The sequence below is a fragment of the Providencia sp. PROV_01 genome (assembly GCF_053098325.1).
In genome coordinates this window covers 62,410-84,450 of sequence record NZ_JBRFKD010000002.1, presented here as the reverse complement: position 1 = coordinate 84,450, position 22,041 = coordinate 62,410, and the positions used below count along the sequence as shown (strand labels likewise).

General features: G+C 41.7%; 22 protein-coding genes. 12 read left to right on the top strand and 10 right to left on the bottom strand.

Going from position 1 to position 22,041, the window contains the following annotated elements; translation table 11 throughout:
• The first annotated feature begins 7 nt into the window (after positions 1-7).
• From priB to rplI, 3 genes are read left to right on the top strand one after another with little or no spacing between them, the layout of a single operon-like run.
• Positions 8-325 carry a primosomal replication protein N gene (gene priB / locus ACU696_RS01050; RefSeq protein ID WP_004907414.1) on the top strand — a complete coding sequence of 106 codons (318 nt, stop codon included), beginning with the start codon at positions 8-10 and terminating at the stop codon, positions 323-325.
• Between the two features lie 4 nt (positions 326-329).
• Complete coding sequence (gene rpsR / locus ACU696_RS01045) at positions 330-557, top strand: 30S ribosomal protein S18 (RefSeq protein WP_000135199.1); 228 nt, start codon at positions 330-332, stop codon at positions 555-557.
• 38 nt (positions 558-595) lie between these two features.
• Positions 596-1,045, top strand: a complete 450-nt coding sequence (rplI, locus tag ACU696_RS01040) for a 50S ribosomal protein L9 (protein ID WP_164529242.1) — start codon at positions 596-598, stop codon at positions 1,043-1,045.
• Between the two features lie 124 nt (positions 1,046-1,169).
• Here rplI and ACU696_RS01035 read toward each other — a convergent pair whose 3' ends face one another.
• Positions 1,170-1,769 carry a LysM-like peptidoglycan-binding domain-containing protein gene (locus tag ACU696_RS01035; protein ID WP_109912135.1) on the bottom strand — a complete coding sequence of 200 codons (600 nt, stop codon included), beginning with the start codon at positions 1,767-1,769 and terminating at the stop codon, positions 1,170-1,172.
• A 218-nt stretch (positions 1,770-1,987) separates the two neighbouring features.
• Here ACU696_RS01035 and ACU696_RS01030 point away from each other — a divergent pair, with 218 nt between their 5' ends.
• Both ACU696_RS01030 and cysQ read left to right on the top strand, forming a co-directional pair.
• Positions 1,988-2,608, top strand: coding sequence for a peptidylprolyl isomerase (locus ACU696_RS01030; protein WP_004907421.1), 621 nt, complete (start codon positions 1,988-1,990; stop codon positions 2,606-2,608).
• Between the two features lie 124 nt (positions 2,609-2,732).
• Positions 2,733-3,473, top strand: a complete 741-nt coding sequence (cysQ, locus tag ACU696_RS01025; protein ID WP_004907423.1) for a 3'(2'),5'-bisphosphate nucleotidase CysQ — start codon at positions 2,733-2,735, stop codon at positions 3,471-3,473.
• Positions 3,474-3,517: 44 nt separating this feature from the next.
• Here the strand turns inward: cysQ and mqo are convergent, their stop codons facing one another.
• From mqo to ACU696_RS01005, 4 genes are all read right to left on the bottom strand, one after another.
• Positions 3,518-5,011: a malate dehydrogenase (quinone) gene (gene mqo / locus ACU696_RS01020; protein ID WP_110731583.1), complete on the bottom strand. Its 1,494-nt coding sequence runs from the start codon at positions 5,009-5,011 to the stop codon at positions 3,518-3,520.
• An 8-nt stretch (positions 5,012-5,019) separates the two neighbouring features.
• A complete protein-coding gene (locus tag ACU696_RS01015) occupies positions 5,020-5,409 on the bottom strand; it encodes a cupin domain-containing protein (RefSeq protein ID WP_004907427.1) in 390 nt (129 codons plus the stop codon).
• Positions 5,410-5,728: 319 nt separating this feature from the next.
• Complete coding sequence (nudK, locus tag ACU696_RS01010; protein ID WP_004907428.1) at positions 5,729-6,316, bottom strand: GDP-mannose pyrophosphatase NudK; 588 nt, start codon at positions 6,314-6,316, stop codon at positions 5,729-5,731.
• Positions 6,317-6,430: 114 nt separating this feature from the next.
• Positions 6,431-6,835, bottom strand: coding sequence for a YgiW/YdeI family stress tolerance OB fold protein (locus tag ACU696_RS01005; RefSeq protein WP_447343220.1), 405 nt, complete (start codon positions 6,833-6,835; stop codon positions 6,431-6,433).
• A gap of 180 nt (positions 6,836-7,015) precedes the next feature.
• Between ACU696_RS01005 and qseB the strand changes: the two genes are divergently transcribed.
• A complete protein-coding gene (gene qseB, locus ACU696_RS01000) occupies positions 7,016-7,678 on the top strand; it encodes a quorum sensing response regulator transcription factor QseB (RefSeq protein WP_004907431.1) in 663 nt (220 codons plus the stop codon).
• Positions 7,678-9,039 carry a quorum sensing histidine kinase QseC gene (gene qseC, locus ACU696_RS00995; RefSeq protein ID WP_164529382.1) on the top strand — a complete coding sequence of 454 codons (1,362 nt, stop codon included), beginning with the start codon at positions 7,678-7,680 and terminating at the stop codon, positions 9,037-9,039. Before qseB ends, qseC begins: the two co-directional genes overlap by 1 nt.
• Before the next feature lie 169 nt (positions 9,040-9,208).
• Here the strand turns inward: qseC and ACU696_RS00990 are convergent, their stop codons facing one another.
• A complete protein-coding gene (locus tag ACU696_RS00990; protein ID WP_164529239.1) occupies positions 9,209-9,769 on the bottom strand; it encodes a YtfJ family protein in 561 nt (186 codons plus the stop codon).
• A gap of 290 nt (positions 9,770-10,059) precedes the next feature.
• Between ACU696_RS00990 and ACU696_RS00985 the strand changes: the two genes are divergently transcribed.
• Positions 10,060-10,266, top strand: a complete 207-nt coding sequence (locus tag ACU696_RS00985) for a DUF1107 domain-containing protein (RefSeq protein ID WP_109912131.1) — start codon at positions 10,060-10,062, stop codon at positions 10,264-10,266.
• 75 nt (positions 10,267-10,341) lie between these two features.
• Here ACU696_RS00985 and ACU696_RS00980 read toward each other — a convergent pair whose 3' ends face one another.
• The gene (locus ACU696_RS00980; protein WP_109912130.1) at positions 10,342-11,709 is read right to left on the bottom strand and encodes a hemolysin family protein; all 1,368 of its coding nucleotides are present in this window, start codon (positions 11,707-11,709) and stop codon (positions 10,342-10,344) included.
• Between the two features lie 253 nt (positions 11,710-11,962).
• Positions 11,963-12,604: a peptide-methionine (S)-S-oxide reductase MsrA gene (gene msrA, locus ACU696_RS00975; protein ID WP_196719594.1), complete on the bottom strand. Its 642-nt coding sequence runs from the start codon at positions 12,602-12,604 to the stop codon at positions 11,963-11,965.
• 133 nt (positions 12,605-12,737) lie between these two features.
• On the opposite strand from msrA, the gene tamA reads away from it, so the two are divergent.
• From tamA to ACU696_RS00960, 3 genes are read left to right on the top strand one after another with little or no spacing between them, the layout of a single operon-like run.
• On the top strand, positions 12,738-14,480 hold the full coding sequence (gene tamA / locus ACU696_RS00970) for an autotransporter assembly complex protein TamA (RefSeq protein ID WP_004907439.1): 1,743 nt from the start codon (positions 12,738-12,740) through the stop codon (positions 14,478-14,480).
• Complete coding sequence (tamB, locus tag ACU696_RS00965; protein WP_110731585.1) at positions 14,477-18,253, top strand: autotransporter assembly complex protein TamB; 3,777 nt, start codon at positions 14,477-14,479, stop codon at positions 18,251-18,253. Before tamA ends, tamB begins: the two co-directional genes overlap by 4 nt.
• Before the next feature lie 3 nt (positions 18,254-18,256).
• Entirely contained in the window at positions 18,257-18,604 is a 348-nt protein-coding gene (locus ACU696_RS00960) for a gamma-glutamylcyclotransferase family protein (RefSeq protein ID WP_004907442.1), read from the top strand.
• Between the two features lie 142 nt (positions 18,605-18,746).
• Here the strand turns inward: ACU696_RS00960 and ppa are convergent, their stop codons facing one another.
• Both ppa and fbp read right to left on the bottom strand, forming a co-directional pair.
• The gene (gene ppa, locus ACU696_RS00955) at positions 18,747-19,277 is read right to left on the bottom strand and encodes an inorganic diphosphatase (RefSeq protein ID WP_004905951.1); all 531 of its coding nucleotides are present in this window, start codon (positions 19,275-19,277) and stop codon (positions 18,747-18,749) included.
• 206 nt (positions 19,278-19,483) lie between these two features.
• Positions 19,484-20,491 (bottom strand): class 1 fructose-bisphosphatase, encoded by a 1,008-nt coding sequence (fbp, locus tag ACU696_RS00950; RefSeq protein ID WP_004907443.1) that lies wholly within the window; start codon positions 20,489-20,491, stop codon positions 19,484-19,486.
• 163 nt (positions 20,492-20,654) lie between these two features.
• On the opposite strand from fbp, the gene mpl reads away from it, so the two are divergent.
• Positions 20,655-22,037, top strand: a complete 1,383-nt coding sequence (gene mpl / locus ACU696_RS00945; protein ID WP_109912127.1) for a UDP-N-acetylmuramate:L-alanyl-gamma-D-glutamyl-meso-diaminopimelate ligase — start codon at positions 20,655-20,657, stop codon at positions 22,035-22,037.
• Positions 22,038-22,041: the final 4 nt, after the last annotated feature.

Here is a 22,041-nt window from a genome sequence, read left to right as displayed (position 1 = left end):
TGCGCAAGTGACCACTAATCGTTTGGTGCTCACAGGCACAGTCTGTAAAGCATTGATTCGAAAAGTGAGTCCGTCAGGCATTCCTCACTGCCAGTTTGTTTTAGAACATCGTTCGGAGCAACAGGAAGCGGGGTTGTCAAGGCAAGCATGGTGCAGAATGCCCATTATCGCCAGCGGACAAACCTTACAAGCTCATACTCACAGTATAACGGTCGGCAGTTGGATTACAGTAAGCGGTTTCATTAGTACCCATCAGGGTCGCAATGGGATCAGCAAGATTGTCCTCCATGCCGAGCAGATTGATTTGATAGATTCTGGAGACTAGCCATATGGCACGTTATTTCCGTCGTCGCAAGTTCTGCCGTTTCACAGCGGAAGGCGTTCAAGAGATCGACTATAAAGATATCGCAACGCTGAAAAACTATATCACTGAAAGTGGTAAAATTGTACCAAGCCGTATCACCGGTACTCGTGCAAAATATCAACGCCAGCTCGCTCGTGCTATCAAGCGCGCTCGCTACCTGTCTCTGTTACCATACACTGATCGTCATCAGTAATTGGTACAGTCCATTAACGACTAATAGAGGATAAGGTAATGCAAGTTATTCTGCTTGATAAAGTAGCTAACCTAGGTAGCCTGGGTGACCAAGTTAACGTTAAATCGGGCTATGCTCGTAACTTCTTAGTACCACAGGGCAAAGCTGTTCCTGCAACTAAGAAAAACGTTGAATTTTTCGAAGCTCGCCGCGCTGAACTGGAAGCTAAATTAGCTGACGTTCTGGCAGCAGCACAGGCTCGTGCAGCAGCTGTTACTGCACTGGGTTCTGTAACTTTAGCTTCTAAAGCTGGTGACGAAGGTAAACTGTTCGGTTCAATCGGTACTCGTGATATCGCTGACGCAATCACTGCGGCTGGCGTTCAAATCGCGAAAAGCGAAGTTCGTCTGCCAAACGGCGTTCTGCGTACTACTGGTGACCACGAAGTTCACTTCCAGTTACACAGCGATGTTTTCGCAGAGCTGAACGTTATCATCGTTGCTGAGTAATCAATAATGATGATATGCATCATTGGGTTATCCATGGTGCAAATAAAAAACACCGGCTAAGTCCGGTGTTTTTTGCTTTTTAGATATCTGTTTTTTTTATTTCATAAGCGTTTTTGCACTAATACTAAGGCGTTCTGTAATAACTCCCATCGCTTAATCGCGCAAAGCTATAGGTTTTTCCATCAGAACCGGTAGTTTCTAATAATTGAACTTCACCTTTTGAATTGGCTTTTAATCGAATTTTTTGCCCTTGACGTAAATTACTCAGTGGTTTTTCTGCACCTTCTACGCGAGCCATAATAAAAGCGTCATTGGCTTGTAAGTTATTATCACGAAACAGTTGTGCGAGAGTCTTCCCTTTTTGAACTCGGTAGTTTTGCCATTCGCTAGTTGAAGGGCGAGTGGTTTTGGGCTCAGGCGCTTTTTCTGGTGAAGTCACTATTGGAGGCTCATTGGGTGTGGGCTCAATAGGTTCTGGAATAATCTCAGGCTCAGTAGGTAAAAGTGGGGAATTACCTTCAGGTGTCGGCACTGGCTCTGGTACTGGTGGTGTAATAGTAGATTCAGGCATGACCTCAGGGGTAGTGGGTGGGGGAATGACAATCGGTTGGTTTTGAACAATATCGCTGGGGGATTTATCACTTGTAGGCCAAAAAAAAGCGACCACGACAATTAGAGCGAGCAGTGCAATACCATAGCGATGAAATTTTGAAAGTTTAAACATCACTCCTCCTTGATGAGGCAATGAGTAAATTAGACCGTATTAATACGCATACTAGCACCCTTTTTAGACATTTTTAGCGTTTAGCTGAATTTTTCAGAGAACACTGAATAAATTTGTCGGGAATCAATCAGTTTTATTCTTTAGATTCATTGTTTGGGTTTACCCATAAGGGTGAGGCTGCTATTCTTGGTTTTTCTCAAAATCATATGGGTATTTTCATGGCAAACCAAAATTTCGATTCGGTAGAAGCTCAAGCGAGTTATGGCATAGGTCTACAAGTTGGGCAGCAATTATTAGAGTCAGGGCTAGAAGGTTTAGTGCCAAATGCAATCCTAGCAGGTCTCGTTGATGCTTTAGAAGGCAATATGCCATCGGTACCTGTTGAAACTCTGCACAAAGCATTGCGTGAAGTGCATGAGCGTGCCGACGCTGTCCGTGTCTCTCGTCAGGCAGCATTAGCGGAAGAAGGCCAAAAATTCCTAGATGAAAACCAAAAACGTGATGGTGTTTCAACGACTGAGTCAGGCTTACAATTTTCAGTGATTAACCAAGGTGATGGTGCTATCCCATCCCGCTCAGACCGTGTACGTGTTCATTACACAGGGCGTTTAATTGATGGCTCTGTGTTTGATAGCTCAGTACAACGTGGTCAGCCAGCAGAATTTCCTGTAAGTGGTGTTATTCCTGGTTGGATTGAAGCATTGACTCTGATGCCAGTTGGTTCTAAATGGGAATTGTATATTCCTCATCAATTAGCTTATGGTGAGCGTGGTGCAGGCGCATCAATCCCGCCATTCAGCACATTAGTATTTGAAGTTGAATTACTTGAAATTTTATAATTTCTGTTAATTCAGTTCACAGCTAAAAAGCCTCATTGTCTTTGGACTTTGGGGCTTTTTTTATGGCGTTAATTTCACACAATTGCTACTCTTGCTATAAAGGGTCATCAGAGAGGTGAATAATATGCTACAGCAAATTTGCGAATTAGCTCAAGAAGCGGGTTATGCGATTATGGAAACTTATAATGCGCAAGAACCTTTACAGGTTGAACATAAAAGTGATAATTCGCCTGTGACCGAGGCTGATATTGCCGCCCACAATGTGATTACAGCAGGCCTTGCTCGCATTGCCCCTGATATCCCTCAACTGTCTGAAGAAGACCCTCCACAGTGGTCAACCAGGCAGAATTGGCAACGTTATTGGTTGATTGACCCATTGGATGGAACGAAAGAATTTATTAATCGTAATGGGGATTTTACGGTTAACATTGCACTGATTGAGAATGGCGTACCAACGATGGGGGTGGTATATGCCCCCGCGAAAGGGTTGCTATATTATGCGGAAGGAAATCAAGCCTGGAAGGAAGAAGGTGGCCACAAGCAACTTATTCATGTGAATGATGCTAAGCCTCCGGTGATTGTTATTAGCCGTTCTCATCAAGACAATGAATTAATGGATTATTTAAAACAAATGGGTGAACACACGACAGTAGAAATTGGTTCTTCACTCAAATTTTGTTTGGTTGCGGAAGGAAAAGCACAGCTTTATCCACGTTTTGGGCCTACGAATATTTGGGACACTGCTGCGGGTCATGCGGTTGCCATTGGTGCAGGTGCGAAAGTCGTTGATTGGCACGGAAAAACGTTAGACTACACACCGCGAGAATCCTTTTTGAACCCAGGTTTTCGGGTCATTTTATTCTAAATATTGGTAAAGGTTGGGAAGTGATTTCCCAACCTAATTAATAACTAATTATCTAGTTTCAGCACTTTGGCAGTAGCTGTACGAATATCTAAACAGGCTTTTGCATCCGTTTTTAAATCAATCCCATAGGTTGGAATGATATCTTTTAAACGTGTTTCCCATCCATCGGCTTTGAGTTGGTCATCAAAACAGGTTTTTAATACATTTAGTGCAATAAATGCCGCAGTGGAGGCCCCCGGAGATGCGCCCATCAATACAGTAAATGATTTATCCGCACTGGTAATCAGTTCTGTACCAAATTCTAAAACCCCTTTCTTATCATGGTCAGGCTTAATAATTTGTACTCGTTGCCCTGCAACCACCTCTTTCCAATCCTCATGCTGTGCTTCTGGGTAGAATTGTTGCAACATGGCAAATTGGTGAGCAGAAGTTTGCAGAACTTGGCCTACTAAGTATTCTGCGAGTGACCAGTTATCTTTCGCAACCGCAAGCATTGGTTCAATGTTATTCAATTTAACCGATTCAAACAGGTCTAAATAAGAGCCGTGCTTAAGGAATTTACTCGAAAAACCGGCATAAGGCCCAAATAATAGAGAACGTTTACCTCCAATAATGCGAGTGTCCAAGTGTGGAACAGACATTGGTGGTGAGCCTTTATCTGCTTTACCATAAACTTTTGCATGGTGGCGAGAAGCAATTTCTTCGTTATCACAACGCAACCAGATACCACTAACAGGGAATCCACCATACCCTTTTCCTTCAGGGATCCCAGATTTCTGCAGTAATTCGATTGCCCGCCCGCCTGCACCAACGAACACAAACTTCGCGGAAGTGATCGTTTTTTCATGCGTGAGTAGATTTTTAACTTCAATATTCCATCTGCCATCGGGGGTCTTTTTAACATCGATGACTTCATGTTTATAGTGAATTGAAAAACCGGATTGTTCGCTTAATTGTGCAATTAATAAATGCGTTAGTGCACCGTAATCGACATCAGCACCAGTATTAACACGGGTAACCGCAATCGCTTCTTTAGGGTCACGACCCTCCATGATCAAGGGAGCCCATTCGTTGATCTGTTTTGGATCATCACTGTATTCCATATTGTGGTAACAGTGGTGAGCAGACATCTGTTGGTAGCGTTGTTTTAAGAATTTTACATTGTCTTCACCCCAAACAAAGCTCATATGTGGGCATGGGTGAATAAAGTCACGTGGATCTTTAATTTTACCTTTGGTGACTAGATAAGACCAAAGCTGGCGAGAGAGATCGAACTCCGTATTGACTTCAAGCGCTTTACTGATATCCACCGTACCATCTGGGTTTGGTGGAGTATAGTTCATCTCACAGTTAGCGGCATGACCTGTTCCCGCATTGTTCCACGGATGGGAGCTTTCTTGGGCACAGTCGTTTAGCCTTTCAAAAACAGCAATCGTTAGCGAAGGCTCTAGTTCTTTGAGAAATGTACCAAGCGTTGCACTCATGATCCCTGCGCCGATGAGAGCAATATCGACATTTTCAGCAATCGGTTTATTCATGATGGCCTCTATTTTTTTGTTGGAGTAAAGCTAAGATTGGTACCTTCTTGATAGACAACATAAGCACGACGCCATGGCTCATCACCAATAAGCCGCCATTTATGGCCGGTTCCTGTATTATCTTGCGCAAGTAAGATATCACCAGGATTGATGATAAATTTAGAACCATCTTTAGTTTCGAATTCTAAAGTGCCGGAAAGGGTAATGACATAACGAGGAACAGGGTCTTGATGCCAATCAAAAGAACCGCCGGAAACTGTTTCACGGAAGGTCAGTTCACTGGCTGCAATGGCGGAGGTTTGGCTATCTCCTCCTGTGACATTATTGAGCTCAAGAGTGCCTTCTTCAAATAGAGAATTTCCATCTTCTCCTGTCCACATACGAACGCAGCGTATCATTTTATTTAGCTCCTTAATCACCGATTGTAGTGTATAACAATTATTTGATATTAATTGGATACAAAAATAAGACTCTTAAAATGATGATAAATAAAATTAAATATTATTTAAATTTAAGGTTTTTTAGCGGATAGGTCAAAGTGAAATATGTTTTATCTTGGAATTATGGTTTTATTTTTTAATAAAAGAATAAAATAATAAAAGTTGATTATCTTTTTACGATTATTTTTATTTTTATCGTTCGTTTAATGATTGATAAAAAATAGGAAAGCTCACTATGACTTTATTTTATCATTATGAGCTATCAGAGCTGGATTAGCTATTTGAGAATAGCGTTTAGGGCGAGGTATTGGATCAACATGATGGTTTTACCATCAACAATTTCTCCCGTTTTAATCGCATCAATGGCTTTAGAGAAAGGCCACTCTAAAACTTCAATATCTTCGCCTTCTTCCTTAAGTCCACCACCCGCGTTTTGACGATTATTATCACTGTATTCAGCGATGTAAAAGTGGAGTTTTTCGGTGACAGAGCCTGGGCTCATAAAGGCTTCAAAAACTTTTTGAATTTTATCGACTTTAAAACCCGTTTCTTCTTCGGCTTCAGCAATAATTCGTGTTTCTGGTGAGGCGTTTTCGAGTAAACCTGCGGCAGCTTCAATTAGAAAATCAGAATAGCCATTTATATAGACTGGCATACGAAATTGGCGAATTAATATAATGCTATTCTTTATTTTGTTATATAACAAAATAACGGCACCATTGCCTCTATCATAGACTTCGCGTTCTTGTTGTTGCCAACTACCGTCTCGTCGTTGTAACTCATAAGTATATTTTTTTAAAATATACCAATTGTCTGAAAGCAGTTTCTCTCGAATATTACGTATGTTGGGGAGTTTTACAGTCATTAAGCAGCCTTAGTAAGCAAAAATGATTTTGTTAATTTAACACTGTTAATTTCTGTATGAAATAGGATTTAGATGGGACCTACTTTAAAGCAGATCCCATTGTAAAGCTGTGAATTATTTAATGATTTGGATTTGTTTAACTTCGACTTCTCTTGAATTCCAGTCTTTATCAATTTTACCGCGAATTTCAACTTTGTCTTTTGGCGTTACGTTGATACCGTTCCAACGCTTTTCACTGATTTCTAAATTAATGGTGCCAGTACCATCAGTGAACTCATAATGTTTATTATCGAGTTGTTTAACGATATTACCACGTAAAATAACCCAGCTATCATCTGACATATCAAGTGCTTTTGCGACCGTCATTTCCCCACTATTTGGGCCGATGAAACCACCCGTTTGAGTCGTTTGAGTCGTTGTATTTATGGCTGCACCTGGGCCATCAAATCCACCATTTGCAGCGAAAGCAGGGGCACTTGCGAGTGCAGCAACTAAAGCGATTACAGGTAATTTTTTCATCATCAGTATCTCCAAATGGACATGAACTTGTTGTTTGTATGGAGGGTATTAAACCAAGTAAATCTTAACAGGATCTTAAGAAACATAATTAACGAATTATATTTTTAATTTTATTAATTATAGCTAGTCATCTCAAGACTGATGGGATAAATATAATAATATGCTGAGGTGGAGGATATTATGCGTATTCTATTAATTGAAGATGACAGGCTAATTGGTGATGGTCTAAAAGTGGGATTAACACAGCTAGGGTTTACGGTTGATTGGTTTATGGATGGTAAACAAGGGCAAATCGCTTTATTTGATGCACCCTATGATGCTGTTGTACTCGATCTTTCATTACCAAATATTGATGGCATGGATATTTTAAAATATTGGCGCAAGGAGGGGCGTGATGAACCTGTCTTGATTTTGACGGCACGAGATGCACTGGATCAACGTGTTCAAGGGTTACAACAAGGGGCTGATGATTATCTTTGTAAACCTTTCGCTTTAATGGAGGTTATGGCACGTTTACAAGCGTTGATCCGTCGTCGAAGTGGGCAATTGTCGTCTAAGCTTACACATGGTGATGTTGAAATGGACCCGATTGCAATGACAGTGACACAGCAAGGCGAACCTGTACAGCTAAAGGGTAAAGAGTTTGCCTTACTATCTTTATTTATGCATAACCCAAATAAAGTTTTCTCTCGTCCTTTAATAGAAGAAAAATTGTATAACTGGGATGAAGAGGTCTCTAGCAATTCTGTTGAGGTACATATCCACCATTTAAGGCGTAAATTAGGTAATAAGTTTATTCGAACCATTCATGGTGTTGGCTATCGATTAGGTGATGATAAATGATGAAGACATTTAGTCTTAGGCTGAAACTCACTTTAATGCTGCTCCTGTTAGCTTTGCTGACATGGGGGATCGCCAGTTCGTTAGCGTGGTACCAAAGCTATAAAACGATTAATGAGCTATTTGATACCCAGCAAATGGCGTTTGCTAAACGGCTATCTGTTTTACCATCAGACTTTGAATTGAGCCGGCCTTCCCTGACTAAAACCAAAAAATTATTGCGCAAGAACCGTGGCCATCAGGATGACGATGCATTGGCATTTGCTATCTTTTCACAGAATGGCGAAATGGTATTAAACGACGGTGATAACGGTAGAGATATTGTCTACCAATTTAAGCGAGAAGGGTTTACCGATGGGATGCTCCAAGGAAGTGACGACCCTTGGCGTTTGGTGTGGTTAAAATCTCAAGATGGTCAATATGTTATTGCAGTAGGGCAAGAGTGGGAGTACCGGCAAGAAATGGCGACCGATATTATGGTTGCACAATTTATGCCTTGGTTGATGGCTTTGCCAATTATGTTATTGCTATTTTTATGGCTGCTCACACGTGCTTTACGTCCATTGAGGGATGTAGCAAAGCAGTTATATCACCGAAAGCCAGATGAATTAACCCCAGTACAAGTAACGCGCATCCCCAGTGAAGTAAGACCCATTATTGACTCCATGAATGTGCTATTTGGCCGTATTAATGACATGTTTGCTCGCGAGCGACAATTTACATCGGATGCCGCTCATGAATTACGTAGCCCACTCGCAGCGTTAAGAGTACAGGCGGAAGTGGTACAAATTGCGGGGAATAATACAGATATCCGTAATCATGCAGTGGCTAATTTATCGGAAGGTATTGATAGGGCAACAAGGCTTGTTGACCAACTACTCATGTTGTCTCGGTTAGAGTCATCCTCGCAACTTGATGATATTACGGCGGTATCTTGGCCCATATTAATTGAAACAGCAATAAAGGATGTTGAACCCGAAGCTCAAGAGCAGCAAACAACGATAATAAACACCTTAATAAGTCGTCCCCCTGATTTTCAAGGTCAGCCATTACTACTCAATGCGTTGCTGAGAAATTTACTCAATAATGCAATACGTTATGGAAAAATAGCTGGGCGAGTGGAGATCATTTTGTATGCTGACCACCTTGAAATTCAAGATGATGGTAATGGTGTGACACCTGAAGTTTTACAGCGTCTAGGTGAGCGTTTTTATCGTCCACCAGGACAAGAAAAGACAGGGAGTGGTTTAGGACTCTCTATTGTTAAGCGGATTGCGCAATTGCATCATTTGCAGGTTATTTTTACTCATGGCACTAATGGCGGGTTTTGCGCCAAAGTGTATTGGAATGAAACTAAAGCGTGATAATGCGCACATTAGTCATGATTATTTATGAAAAAAACAATCATAATTATGCATGTTTAATGTAAGGGTATTTTAGCATAACTCACTATTTTTGACGTAATAGAGATAGACTGAATTGTAAGTGTAGTGTGCGAAATTACGCACACTACATAATAGTAAAAGTTTGACCTTATTGGTTTAGTGATGAGCTTAACAAACTAATGACTTTTTGAATTTCTTGGGGATTTAATTCACCATCTTTGAAAAACAACACCTTTCCGTGATTATCCAATACGATAATTGCTGAACTTTCTGGTTTCAAACCCCATGCACTCTTCACCGTACCCTCGCTATCAACAATAAATTGTGAATAAGGGAACTCTTTTTTGCTATCTTCAACACTATTTTTAACAAATACACCCGTACCGAACATTGCATCATCAGTATTAATGATTGTTGTTGTTTGATAGGTATCATGCGGGAATTTGGCTTGTTTGATGGCTTCAACTAAAGGGGCATTGAGCTCTTTTGCGGAAGAACGGCCAGCAATATGTTGAATTGTCCGTACTTTTCCAACGAGCTGTTGGCTTTTCCACGGTTGATAATCCAACTTCCCTTCATTATTTATGACAAGCTCACCTTTGTCGATGACAGAAATGGTAGGAACAGATTGGCTTAATTGAATATTTGCAGCAGAAGCTATCGCTGATGCCCCTAGCAAGCATATTAAAAGTAAATAATTTCTTATCATAACAGCCTCTTGATTGATTATTTTGTCATGTGAGCCTAACGGTTTGTCTGATTACTGCTATTTATAGCATAGCTCATCGGATGAGTTACAAGAGGTAATTTAACATTTTTTTAAAATTCAGAATAAAAACAATGTTTATAGGGTTTTAACAGTTAGTTTACAGTGTCATGTTATGTCAGTAAATTGAATAAAACTGCAATTTTAGAACCAAAGTGAAAATTTCTGGTCTATGATTATTGTACGGTATGAGTTATTGAATATCGTAAGAACAAAGGGGAGGCAAAGTTCTAATGAAAATTTTTAACCGTTATAACCCATCAAAGATTGCTCTTTACGTCAAAACGCTATTCCGTGGCCGGCTCTATATTAAGGATTTTGGGGCATTTGAGTTTAACTATGGGAAAATTCTACCACCTAAAATTAGTGATAAGCGCCATTACAATGTGATGAGTGAGGTCAACAAACAGGTTTCATTATTGCAGGCAGAAATGGGGTAGGTTAATCAAGAAGGTTTTGGTTAACAACGCGCCACATGGGTGGCGCATTGAAAGAAACGGCTTCGCCATCAAGCACTAATGTTCAGTATCTTTTGTTTGTTGTTTTGCGTCAGCCGTTTCAATAGTATTTTTTCCGGGCTGTACAACGACAGGTGATGGCACCGTAGTAAGACGAGTTACGAGTAATTGGTCAATTTTGTAATTATCAATATCGACAACTTCAAATTTGTATCCCGCATATTTCACATAATCTGTCCGCTTTGGCATTCTTCTTAACCGGTACATCATAAACCCTGCGATGGTTTCATAGTTGCTAAAGTCAGGGAAATCATCAATATCCAAAATGCGCATCACATCTTCGATCGGTGTTCCACCTTCAACTAACCAAGAATTCTCATCACGTACCACGATTTGCTCTTCTTGTCCTGGACCAATTAAGTCTCCCATTAAAGTGATCATTACATCATTGATGGTAATGATACCCATGACTAATGCATATTCGTTAAGAATAACAGCAAAATCGACGGCGTTTGTTTTAAATGCTTCTAAGGTATCTGATAATGAGAGAGTGTCAGGGATCATTAGCGTATTTCTAATGTGAGCACCATCTTTTAAACTTAAGCTCTGCCCATTGAGCACGCGATTAAGTAATTCTTTTGAATCAACATAACCGATAACATGATCGATATCCCCTGCACACACTAGGAACTTAGAATGGGGTTGGGTTGAAATTTTATGTTTGATACTGTCTTCTGACTCATCTTTGTCAAAATAAATAATGCTCTCACGTGGGGTCATGGCTGATGGCACAGTACGTGATTCCAGCTCAAACACATTCTCAATTAATTCGTGTTCTTGCTTACGTAATACACCCGCTACAGCACCCGCTTCAACGACCGCAAAAATATCATCAGAAGTGATATCTTCATTACGTGACGTCGGTAATTTGAATAACTTAAAAAAGAGGTTCGCAAGGCCATTAAAAAACCAGACGAATGGGCCCAGTACCACTAAACAGAAGCGCATTGGATTCACAATGCGAATCGCAATGGCTTCAGGTTTTACCATACCGATACGTTTAGGTGTTAAATCTGCCACTAAAATAAACAAGCTCGTCACAATGGTGAACGACAGTACTGATGAAACTTGCTGAGCCCAGCTTGGCGATAAAAATTGAATAAAGATATCGTACAAAGCTGGAGAAAAAGCAGACTCTCCCACAATACCGGCAAGGATAGCAACGGCATTTAAACCAATTTGAACGACGGTAAAAAACATTCCCGGCATTTCTTGTAATTTAAGCACGCGAGCCGCATTAATGTTGCCTTCATCGGCCATAAGTTTAAGTTTAATGCGGCGGGAAGCCGCCAGAGAAATTTCTGACAAAGAAAAGAATGCGCTGATTGCACATAATAATAGAACAATTAATAAACTGTTGAGCATAAGTTATCCAGCCAATCAAAGGAAGAATCCATAAAATTCAAAAATCTCTGAAGGCATAGTCTCGTGTATTTAAATATATTGAGTATGCAAATATATGTTGCGCGATATGCGCAAATTGTTGATATGTTGCATTAGTATAGCACTGAGGTGATTTATCTGCCTAGATATTCATCATCATTCAAGCTGCTTTAAGTCATATTGAAAAGCAGCTTGAATGGTTGGGAAGATGAACTCACTGTAATAAGTTATTGATTTAATTGTTTAACGAGGGTGGTAAACAGATACCAATTCCTCCTAATCCGCAATATCCATTCGGGTTTTTGTGTAAGTACTGCTGGTGGTAATCTTCGGCAAAATAGAAAGTGTCTAATGGCGCTATTTCGGTCGTGATTACACGAGTGTCATGCTGCGCTTTCATTGCATTTTGGTAAGCTTGCAGTGTGTCCATCGCTTGCTTATCTTGTTCGTCTGACACAGTATAAATGGCAGAGCGATATTGGCTGCCCATATCGTTCCCTTGGCGCATGCCTTGTGCTGGGTCATGGTTTTCCCAAAATAACGTCAATAATTGGGAGTAACTGATAACTTGTGGATCAAAAACAACCCGTACTGCTTCCGAGTGGCCAGTTCGTCCTGAGCAAACTTCTTCGTAGGTTGGGTTAGGGGTCACACCACCACAATACCCCGCAGAAGTTGAATAAACCCCAGCTTGCTGCCAAAATAATCGTTCAACTCCCCAAAAACAGCCCATGGCAAAATACGCAATTTCCATATTCTTAGGAATAATCTCAATCGAATGATGGTTAAGCGCATGATATGGTGAGTAGGTCATAGCAGTTGCTCTGCCGGGCAGAGGTTGTGCAATACTTGCAGAGTGAAATTTATTAAAAGGCATAATGATTCCTATATATAGTGACCACACAAATAATCTAAAAATAGGGATAAAAACTTGTGTCTATGGCGAATTTTACTCAAAATAAATTGATATGAAGTATTTAGTCAATCGAACAATCACCTTAGGAGTAGGCGTGTCGAAATACCCTCTAATTTGTTTTCTCTGCCTAACTGCGGCAGTGCCAGTGGTACACGCAGCTAATCTTCGTCTTAATATTGAAGGCCTTGAAGGACAACTTAATCAAAACGTTCGTGTACAACTGTCTAATATATCGCAAGATGAAGTTGTGCCAAACGGTCGTTTTCGAGCCCGTGTTGAGAAAGCAATTAAAGAAGGTTTAAAGCCTTTAGGCTATTACCAACCCACGGTTGAATTTAGCTACGAAGAAAAAACACCCCCTGCTCGTTCTGTTTTAACCGCCAAAGTCACTCCTGGGGAACCTATTTTATTAAAAGGGGTGAATGTTGAATTGCAAGGTGGCGCTAAAACGGACCCTGACTATGAAAAGATGCTCAAACAATATACGCCAAAGCTCGATACAGTTCAAAATGATGGTGAATACGAAGAATTTAAAGGGCGCTTTAGCAGTTTAGCCGTTCGCAAAGGTTATTTTGATGCGATGATGGAGAAAAGCCAACTGGGTATTTCTCTTGACCACCATGCGGCTTATTGGGATTTTGATTTTAACAGTGGTGAACGTTATCGGTTTGGCGCCATTTCTTATTCAGGCTCACAAATCCGTGAAGATTATCTGAACAACCTTGCGCCTTTCAAAAAAGGGGAATACTACACATCAGAGCAACTTGCTGAATTTAACCGCCGATTAGCTGAAACAGGGTGGTTCTCTTCTGCGATTGTGACTCCGCGTATCGTGAGTGCCCGAAAAGATAACTCCTATGAATTACCGATGGAAGCGGTGATGACGCCTAGAGCCAAAAATTTTATTGAGCTCGGTGGGGGTTATGCAACAGATGTAGGCCCTCGCGTTAAAACGACATGGAATAAGCCTTGGATTAACTCTCGTGGGCAGAGTTTAACGTCAAATATTAGTTTATCCCAACCAGAACAATTAATAGATGCAAGCTATAAAATTCCATTAAAAGCGAACCCACTTGAGCAATATTATGCGGTTCAAGGGGGCTTTAAACGGACAGATTTAAATGATACGCAAGCGAATACAACAACCTTGAATGTGTCTCGTAACTGGGATTATTCATCCGGTTGGCAATATGGTGTGAATATGCGTTGGATGCTGAGTAACTTTACTCAAGCCAACGTGACGAATACGACGATGTTGCTGTATCCCGGGGCCTATGTGAGCCGAATTCGCCAACGCGGCGGTGTGATGCCAACGTGGGGGGATAGCCAACGTTACTCTATTGATTACTCGAATAAAATTTGGGGTTCAGATATCGACTTTGCGGTACTACAAGCCAAAAATGTGTGGATCAGAACGCCATGGGAAGGTCATCGCTTTATTGTTCGTGGAAATATCGGTTGGATTGAAACCAATGATTTCGATAAAGTTCCACCGGACTTACGCTTCTTTGCGGGTGGTGATGGCAGTGTGCGTGGGTATGGGTATCAAAAAATCTCTCCAGAAGATAGCAAAGGTAAGTTGACAGGGGCATCAAAATTGGCCGTAGGCTCTGTGGAATACCAATATAACTTTACCGGAAATTGGTGGGGAGCAACCTTTATTGATAGCGGTGAAGCTGTTGATAACTTTAAGGACAATGATTTTAAAACAGGTGCGGGAGTCGGTATCCGTTGGGTCTCACCGGTTGGGCCAATAAAATTAGATTTAGCCAAACCTATTGGCGATCCAGATAACAACAAAATACAGTTTTATATCGGCTTGGGGACTGAGCTATGAGGTGGTTGAAGTGGCTAAAATGGACCAGTCTTTCCATTTTATTAATTCTTGTTCTGGTTGTTGCCGCACTCAGTTGGGTGATTGGAACGCAATCAGGTCTTCACTTTGCATTAAATACAGCGACACGTTTTGTTCCTGAATTAACCATTGATAAAATTGACGGTGATATTAGTGACTTAACGTTAAGTGGCGTTAAATATCAAATGCCAGGCATCGATGTTAATGCGGGGAAATTAAATTTAGCGGTACGTCTAGGTTGTTTAACAAGCCGTGAGCTATGTGTCGACAACTTAGGCACGGAAAATGTCACTGTTACTGTCGATACCACTCAATTCCCCCCTTCAGAAGAAACGCCACCATCTGAACCACTGACTGAACTCAAGGCACCTTTGACCATTCGTTTGAATCAATTGGCTTTGGTTTCAACACACGTCAATGTAGATGGCATGGATATCGATTTAGCGAAATTTACTACAGGGGTAACGTGGGAAGGAAAAGCGATCACGATCATTCCAACCGACATCATTGATTTGGCGATTAATTTACCTGAAACCAAATCAGATGCCGTCGTTGAAGAGAAACAGCCAGACCCAATGCCGATTAACGAACAAAAATCATTGGCAGACGAATTAAAAACGCTATTTTCTAAACCGTTACTCGCTGAATTACCAGAAGTTATTTTACCTGTTGATTTAAATGTTGATGGAATTAATGCTTCGAATTTTCAGTTAACGGGGGCGGCTGAGCTAAAAATTAACCAATTGCACCTTAGTCTTTCGAATGAAGGGCAACAAGTCCTCGTTAAACAGCTAAAAGTCGATGCACCGCAAGGGAATATTGCGTTATCTGGCTCGGCAACTTTGCAAGATAAATGGCCAGTCTCATTATCAGTCGTGGGTGAAAGCCGTTTAGAAGATTTAAATGGGCAAAAAATAGACCTCTCCTTAAAAGGCGGTTTGATTGATGAACTAAAATTGGCCTTGAACTTACATGGGCCAATTAATGCAAAATTAGATGCAGAAACGGATTTGTCACAAGCAGACTTGCCGATTCTACTCACACTAGAAAGCGATAAGTTAACGTGGCCTTTAGTCGGAGAAGCGCAGTATCAATTAGATGGCACACGCATACGCTTGAACGGCCGCCCATCCGCTTATGATATGTCTGTACGTTCAGCTATCACTGGGCAGGATTTACCACCTTCGACCTTGCTATTAGATGCGAAAGGTAATGAAGAGCAAATTAATTTAACTCGCTTACGTTTAGCTGCTTTGCAAGGTCATGCTGATATTACTGGCGTTGCGGACTGGAGCAAGGCAATTAGTTGGAATGCAGTATTGACCCTTTCAGGTATTAATACTGCCAAACAGTACCCTGAATGGCCTGCTAAAGTGGAAGGTAAAATTGCCACGCGCGGAAGTTTATACGGAGGTAGTTGGCAGTTGGATATTCCTGAAATTGTTTTAGACGGCAATGTTAAAAATAACCTCTTAAAAGCGCGCGGTAAAGCTAAAGGTAACGCAGCTGGTCAATGGGATATTCCAAACTTTAATTTGGCACTGGGTAAAAACCATGTCGATGTAAAAGGCTCTCTTGCCGATAAATGGAACCTTGATGCCAAAATTAATGCCCCTGCTCTCAATGGCTTGCTACCCGGCTTAGGGGGAGTGATTGCCGGTGATGTGAAATTGCGTGGTAATTTACAGACACCAGAAGCCCTTGTTGACCTTACGGCACGCGGCGTGAAGTGGCAGGATGACCTTGCTATCGAGAATGTTGTTATCAAAGGAAATGTAGCAACAGGCGAGCAAATTAAAGGGGATTTATCCGTTGTTCTTCGTCAGTTGAAGCAAGGTGATCTTGTCGTCAATAACCTAACTTTAGACGCGAAAGGAAGTGAAAAACAGCACACGCTTAAGTTGAACATGAAGGGCGAACCGGTTTCTGGGCAATTAGCATTAGCAGGTAGTTTTGACCGGCAGACTGAAGTGTGGAAAGGGAATTTAACCAATACCTTATTTGATACGGTGGTGGGTGAATGGCGCTTAAACCAAGCGATGTCACTCAATTATGCTAACCAAACGCAAGAAGTGACTATCGGCAGCCATTGTTGGGTCAACCCGAATGCCCGTTTGTGTGTACCAAAACCGATTAAAGCAGGTAAAAGTGGTAGTGCAGATATCGTGCTAGAACGTTTTGACCTCGCGATGATCAAACCGTTTATGCCACAAGATACTCGAGTCAGCGGCGTATTTACGGGTAAAGCCAATGCGATTTGGAAAGCAGATGGCAGTATGCCGCAAGTGAAGTTGGACTTGCGAGGAAATGATGTCAAAGCGGTTCAGTTTGTGGATGGCACTCGTTTACCTGTTGCTTTTGATACCTTAACGTTAAGCGCGGGCTTGAAAAATGGCAAGGCAGACCTTAACTGGTTGTTTGGGCTAACGAATAATGGCCAAATGCGCGGCAATATTCAAATTTCTGATATTGAAAAGCGCCGCTTACTGTCGGGTAATGTTGAAATCAATTCAGTGACATTAGATTTAATCAAGCCGTTGCTGGGCCAGAAGGAAGTGGCGAATGGGCGTTTGAGTGCGAACTTACGTTTAGGTGGGTCAGCGAATAACCCATTATTAAATGGTAATTTAGCGCTTTCGAGCTTAGAAGTGAGATCGGCAATGATCCCGTTTGATATCAAAAGTGGTCATTTAGGTATTAATTTCAACGGCACAAGCTCAGTAATGAATGGTCAGATAAACACGCCAGAAGGCTATCTGAACATTGATGGTGATGCAGATTGGCGCAATGTTAATGCATGGCGTGCAAAAGTCATGGCACGAGGTAATAACCTTCGAGTTTCTTTACCGCCGATGATCCAAATTGATGTTCAACCGGACATTGTATTTGATGCATCACCTTCGGTACTCACGCTAAACGGTACCGTCAATATTCCGTGGGCACGAATTACTGTTCAAGAACTCCCTGAGTCAGCGGTAAGCCCATCATCGGATGTGGTGATGTTAGATAGCAACCTGCAGCCAATTGAACAAAAAGCGCCATCCATTCCTATTCAGACCAATTTAGATATTAAAATTGGTAATGATGTTCGATTGGATGCGTTTGGCTTAAAAGCGCGCCTGACGGGTTTATTGAAAGTGGTTCAGAATATCCATGGCTTGCACATCAATGGCCAAGTGGATATTCCAGCCGGTCGTTTCCGTGCTTATGGGCAAGATTTGATTGTCCGTAAAGGCCAAATTCAATTCTCAGGCCCTGCGGACCAACCATTCTTAAACTTAGAAGCCATTCGTAACCCAGACAACACGGCAGATGGCGTGATTGCTGGGGTGAAGGTCACAGGGCTTGCGGATAAACCGAAAGTAGAAATATTCTCTGAACCGGCGAAAACACAACAAGAAGCGCTGTCTTATTTATTAAGAGGAGAGGGCTTAGATAGTGGAGACGCAAATGGTTCACAAATGACATCTATGTTAATAGGCTTAGGTGTAGCACAAAGTGGGCAACTCGTGGGTAAAATAGGTGAGACATTTGGAGTCTCTGATTTAGCCGTCGATACCCAAGGTGTGGGGGATGGTTCTCAAGTCGTTGTAAGTGGTAAGATCACTAATGATTTACAAGTGAAGTATGGAGTTGGTATCTTTGACTCATTGGCGACGTTAACTTTACGTTATCGGTTGATGCCAAAACTGTATTTAGAAGCTGTGTCTGGTGTTAATCAGGCATTGGATCTCCTCTACCAATTTGAGTTTTAGATTATGCGTGTAATTGTTTATGGCAGCTTAAGACAAAAGCAAGGAAATCATCACTGGATGACTTATGCTCAGCTACTCGGTGAGCATAAGCTAGAAGGCTATGAACTGTATGATCTTGGATATTATCCTGCGGTTGTCAAAGGAGATGGGGCAATAGAGTGCGAGGTTTATCGAATCAACCCGTCCATTTTGACAGAGTTAGATGAGTTAAAGAAAAACTCTCAAGACTATGTGAGGGAGCTCATCCCAACGCCGTATGGCAACGCTTGGATTTATCTGTATAAACATTCTGTTGATGGTCTACGCCAAATAAAAAGTGGCGATTGGCTGAAACGTGATGAAGAAGTATAACGGCTCAATAACCACTATCGAGTCGTAAAAATAAAAAACGCCAGCATTATTGCTGGCGTTTTTTATCAACGAATTGGCTTGTTAGGGCCCATAAAAAAGCTCTGGTATTAACCAGAGCTTTCATAATGTTCCGAGAGGGAGATTATTTTTTTGCAGCGCGTTCGAAAGATTCGATGATCTCTGCTTTTGCAGACGCAGCATCTTCCCAACCATCAACTTTAACCCACTTACCTTTTTCTAAGTCTTTGTAATGTTCAAAGAAGTGAGTAATTTGAGCACGCAGTAATTCTGGCAGGTCGTTCACATCTTTAATGTGATCGTACTCTTTGCTTAATTTAGTGTGCGGAACAGCAACTAATTTTGCATCTTCACCAGATTCGTCAGTCATTTTCAGTACGCCAACAGGGCGGCAACGAATGACTGAGCCTGGTTGTAATGGGTATGGTGTTGGGACTAATACATCAACTGGGTCGCCATCTAGAGACAGGGTGTTGTTGATGTAACCATAGTTGCATGGATAGAACATCGCTGTTGACATGAAACGGTCTACAAACAGCGCACCAGACTCTTTATCAACTTCATATTTGATAGGATCTGCGTTCGCTGGAATTTCGATGATAACATAGATATCTTCTGGCAGATCTTTACCTGCCGGTACATTGTTCAGGCCCATTTAAATGTATCCTTTGTGTGAATAATGAATTTACCCTTGCTAACTTGTTGGAGGGCATCACATTTATGGCGGCCTTCAGACAAATTAAATACTCGGGTAGATAGCGTGGGGAACATTATAGCCGTAAAGAGGGGTAAAACTCACTAGTTGGTGAAAAAAAGGAACAAAAAAGGCGGGAAGCCCCGCCTTATAATTAATGAATTAGATTATTCCGTGTCAGGGAATTCACGCATAAATGATTCTGCTTTCTCTACCATCGACTCAGTTCCGACAAAGAACGGTGCGCGTTGGTGTAATTCGCTAGGCATGATATCTAAAATGCGGTTTGCTCCGTCACTGGCTTTACCACCGGCTTGCTCTGCTAAAAATGCAATTGGGTTGCATTCGTACAGAAGGCGCAGTTTTCCATTTGGATGGCTTGCGGTACTTGGGTAAATATAAATTCCCCCTTTGAGCAAGTTACGATGGAAGTCTGCAACCAAAGAACCGATATAACGAGTGGTATACGGGCGATTTGTTGCTTTATCTTCTTCTTGGCAATATTTAATGTACTTTTTAACACCCATCGGGAACTTGATATAGTTTCCTTCGTTGATGGAGTACATTTTCCCTTCGGAGGGGAACATCACTTTTTCATGAGATAAGCAGAAAACGCCCAATGATGGGTCGTAAGTAAACGCATGAACACCAACACCAGTGGTGTAAACCAACATTGTTGATGAACCATAAACCACGTAGCCCGCAGCCACTTGGCGATTACCTGGTTGCAGGAAATCGGCTTCTGTAACCGGTTGACCAATCGGTGTAATACGATGGTAAATGGAGAAAATTGTTCCAACGGAAACGTTTACATCGATGTTCGAAGAACCATCAAGCGGGTCCATTAAAACAACATATTTTGCGTTTTCTGCACGGTCTCCTTCGAAAATGACAATTTCGTCTTCTTCTTCAGAGGCGATACCGGCGACTTCTCCGCGTGCTTTTAAAGCCGCTTTTAGTTTTTCGTTTGCATACAGGTCAAGCTTCATCTGAACTTCACCTTGAATATTCGAAACACCGTTAGTGCCAAGAATATCGACAAGTCCAGCTTTATTAATATCACGATGGATAATTTTAGCGCCCAGTTTGATAGCTGATAATAAAGAAGTCAGCTCACCTGTTGCATGAGGAAAATCTTGTTGCTTTTCGACGATGAATTCGCCTAATGTTTTCATGACGAAGGTCCTGAATAAAATTGACAGAGGTTTTGCGGGGCATTTACCCTCGCGCGGGAAGAGTTTAACTAAATAAAAAAAAGATTAATAGGTTAATGCATTTATAAACCTGTTTTTGATGGGTAGAATAGTGACCAACCTCATGCTAATTGGATGAAAAAGAATGCACATACATATTTTAGGTATATGCGGTACCTTTATGGGAAGCTTAGCAATATTGGCTCGTTCTTTAGGACATAAAGTGACGGGTTCGGATGCCAATGTATATCCACCGATGAGCACATTACTTGAAAATCAAGGAATTGAACTCATTCAAGGGTATGATCCGGCTCAGCTTGACCCAATACCGGATATGGTAGTGATTGGTAATGCAATGACGCGTGGTAACCCTTGTGTCGAAGCCGTGTTAGAAAGAGGTTTGCCGTATACATCTGGCCCACAGTGGCTTCATGACCATGTCTTACCTGAACGTTGGGTACTGGCTGTGGCGGGAACTCATGGTAAAACAACCACCGCGGGAATGCTTGCATGGATTTTAGAAGACTGTGGTTACAAGCCTGGTTTTCTAATTGGCGGTGTTCCAGGGAATTTTGATGTCTCCGCTAAGATAGGTGAAAGCCCGTTTTTTGTTATCGAAGCGGATGAGTATGACTGTGCATTCTTTGATAAACGTTCTAAATTTGTGCATTACAGCCCGAAAACCTTGGTATTGAACAACCTTGAATTCGACCATGCGGATATCTTTGAAAACCTCGAAGCGATTCAAAAACAGTTCCATCATCTTGTACGTATTGTGCCAGCCAGCGGCAAAATTTTCACACCTGACAACGACAATCATTTAAAACAAGTGATTGGAATGGGCTGCTGGAGTGAACAAGAGCTGGTGGGTGGAGAGCATGGCGGATGGCAAGCTGAGAAGCTCAGCCACGATGGCAGCCACTTTGCTGTGTACTACCAACAAGAAAAAGTTGGAGAAGTCACTTGGTCACAAGTGGGTAATCACAATATCCAAAATGCACTGATGGCGATTGCAGCGGCTCACCATGTGGGCGTTCCAGTAAAAGAAGCTTGCCTCGCTTTGAATCGTTTTATCAATGCACGCCGTCGCCTTGAGCTACGTGGTGTTGAAAATGGTGTCAGTGTTTACGATGATTTTGCACATCACCCAACTGCTATTTTAGCGACGTTAGAAGCACTTCGCAGCAAAGTTGGCGGAACTTCACGTATTCTTGCGGTGCTCGAACCTCGCTCGAATACGATGAAAATGGGTATCAATAAAAATGATATTGCGCCTGCGCTAGGCCGTGCAGATGAAGTATTTCTGTTCCAACCTGCCAATATCCCTTGGATGGTCACAGACATCGCTGAAAAATGTGTTCAACCCGCGCGTTGGAGTGCAGATATTGAGGCATTCACCAATATGATTATTGAAACCGCACAGCCGGGCGATCATATTTTGGTGATGAGCAACGGTGGCTTCAGCGGTATTCATGGCAAATTACTCGCAGGTTTGAAAGCCAAATCAGAAACAGAGCAAGATGATTAATTCT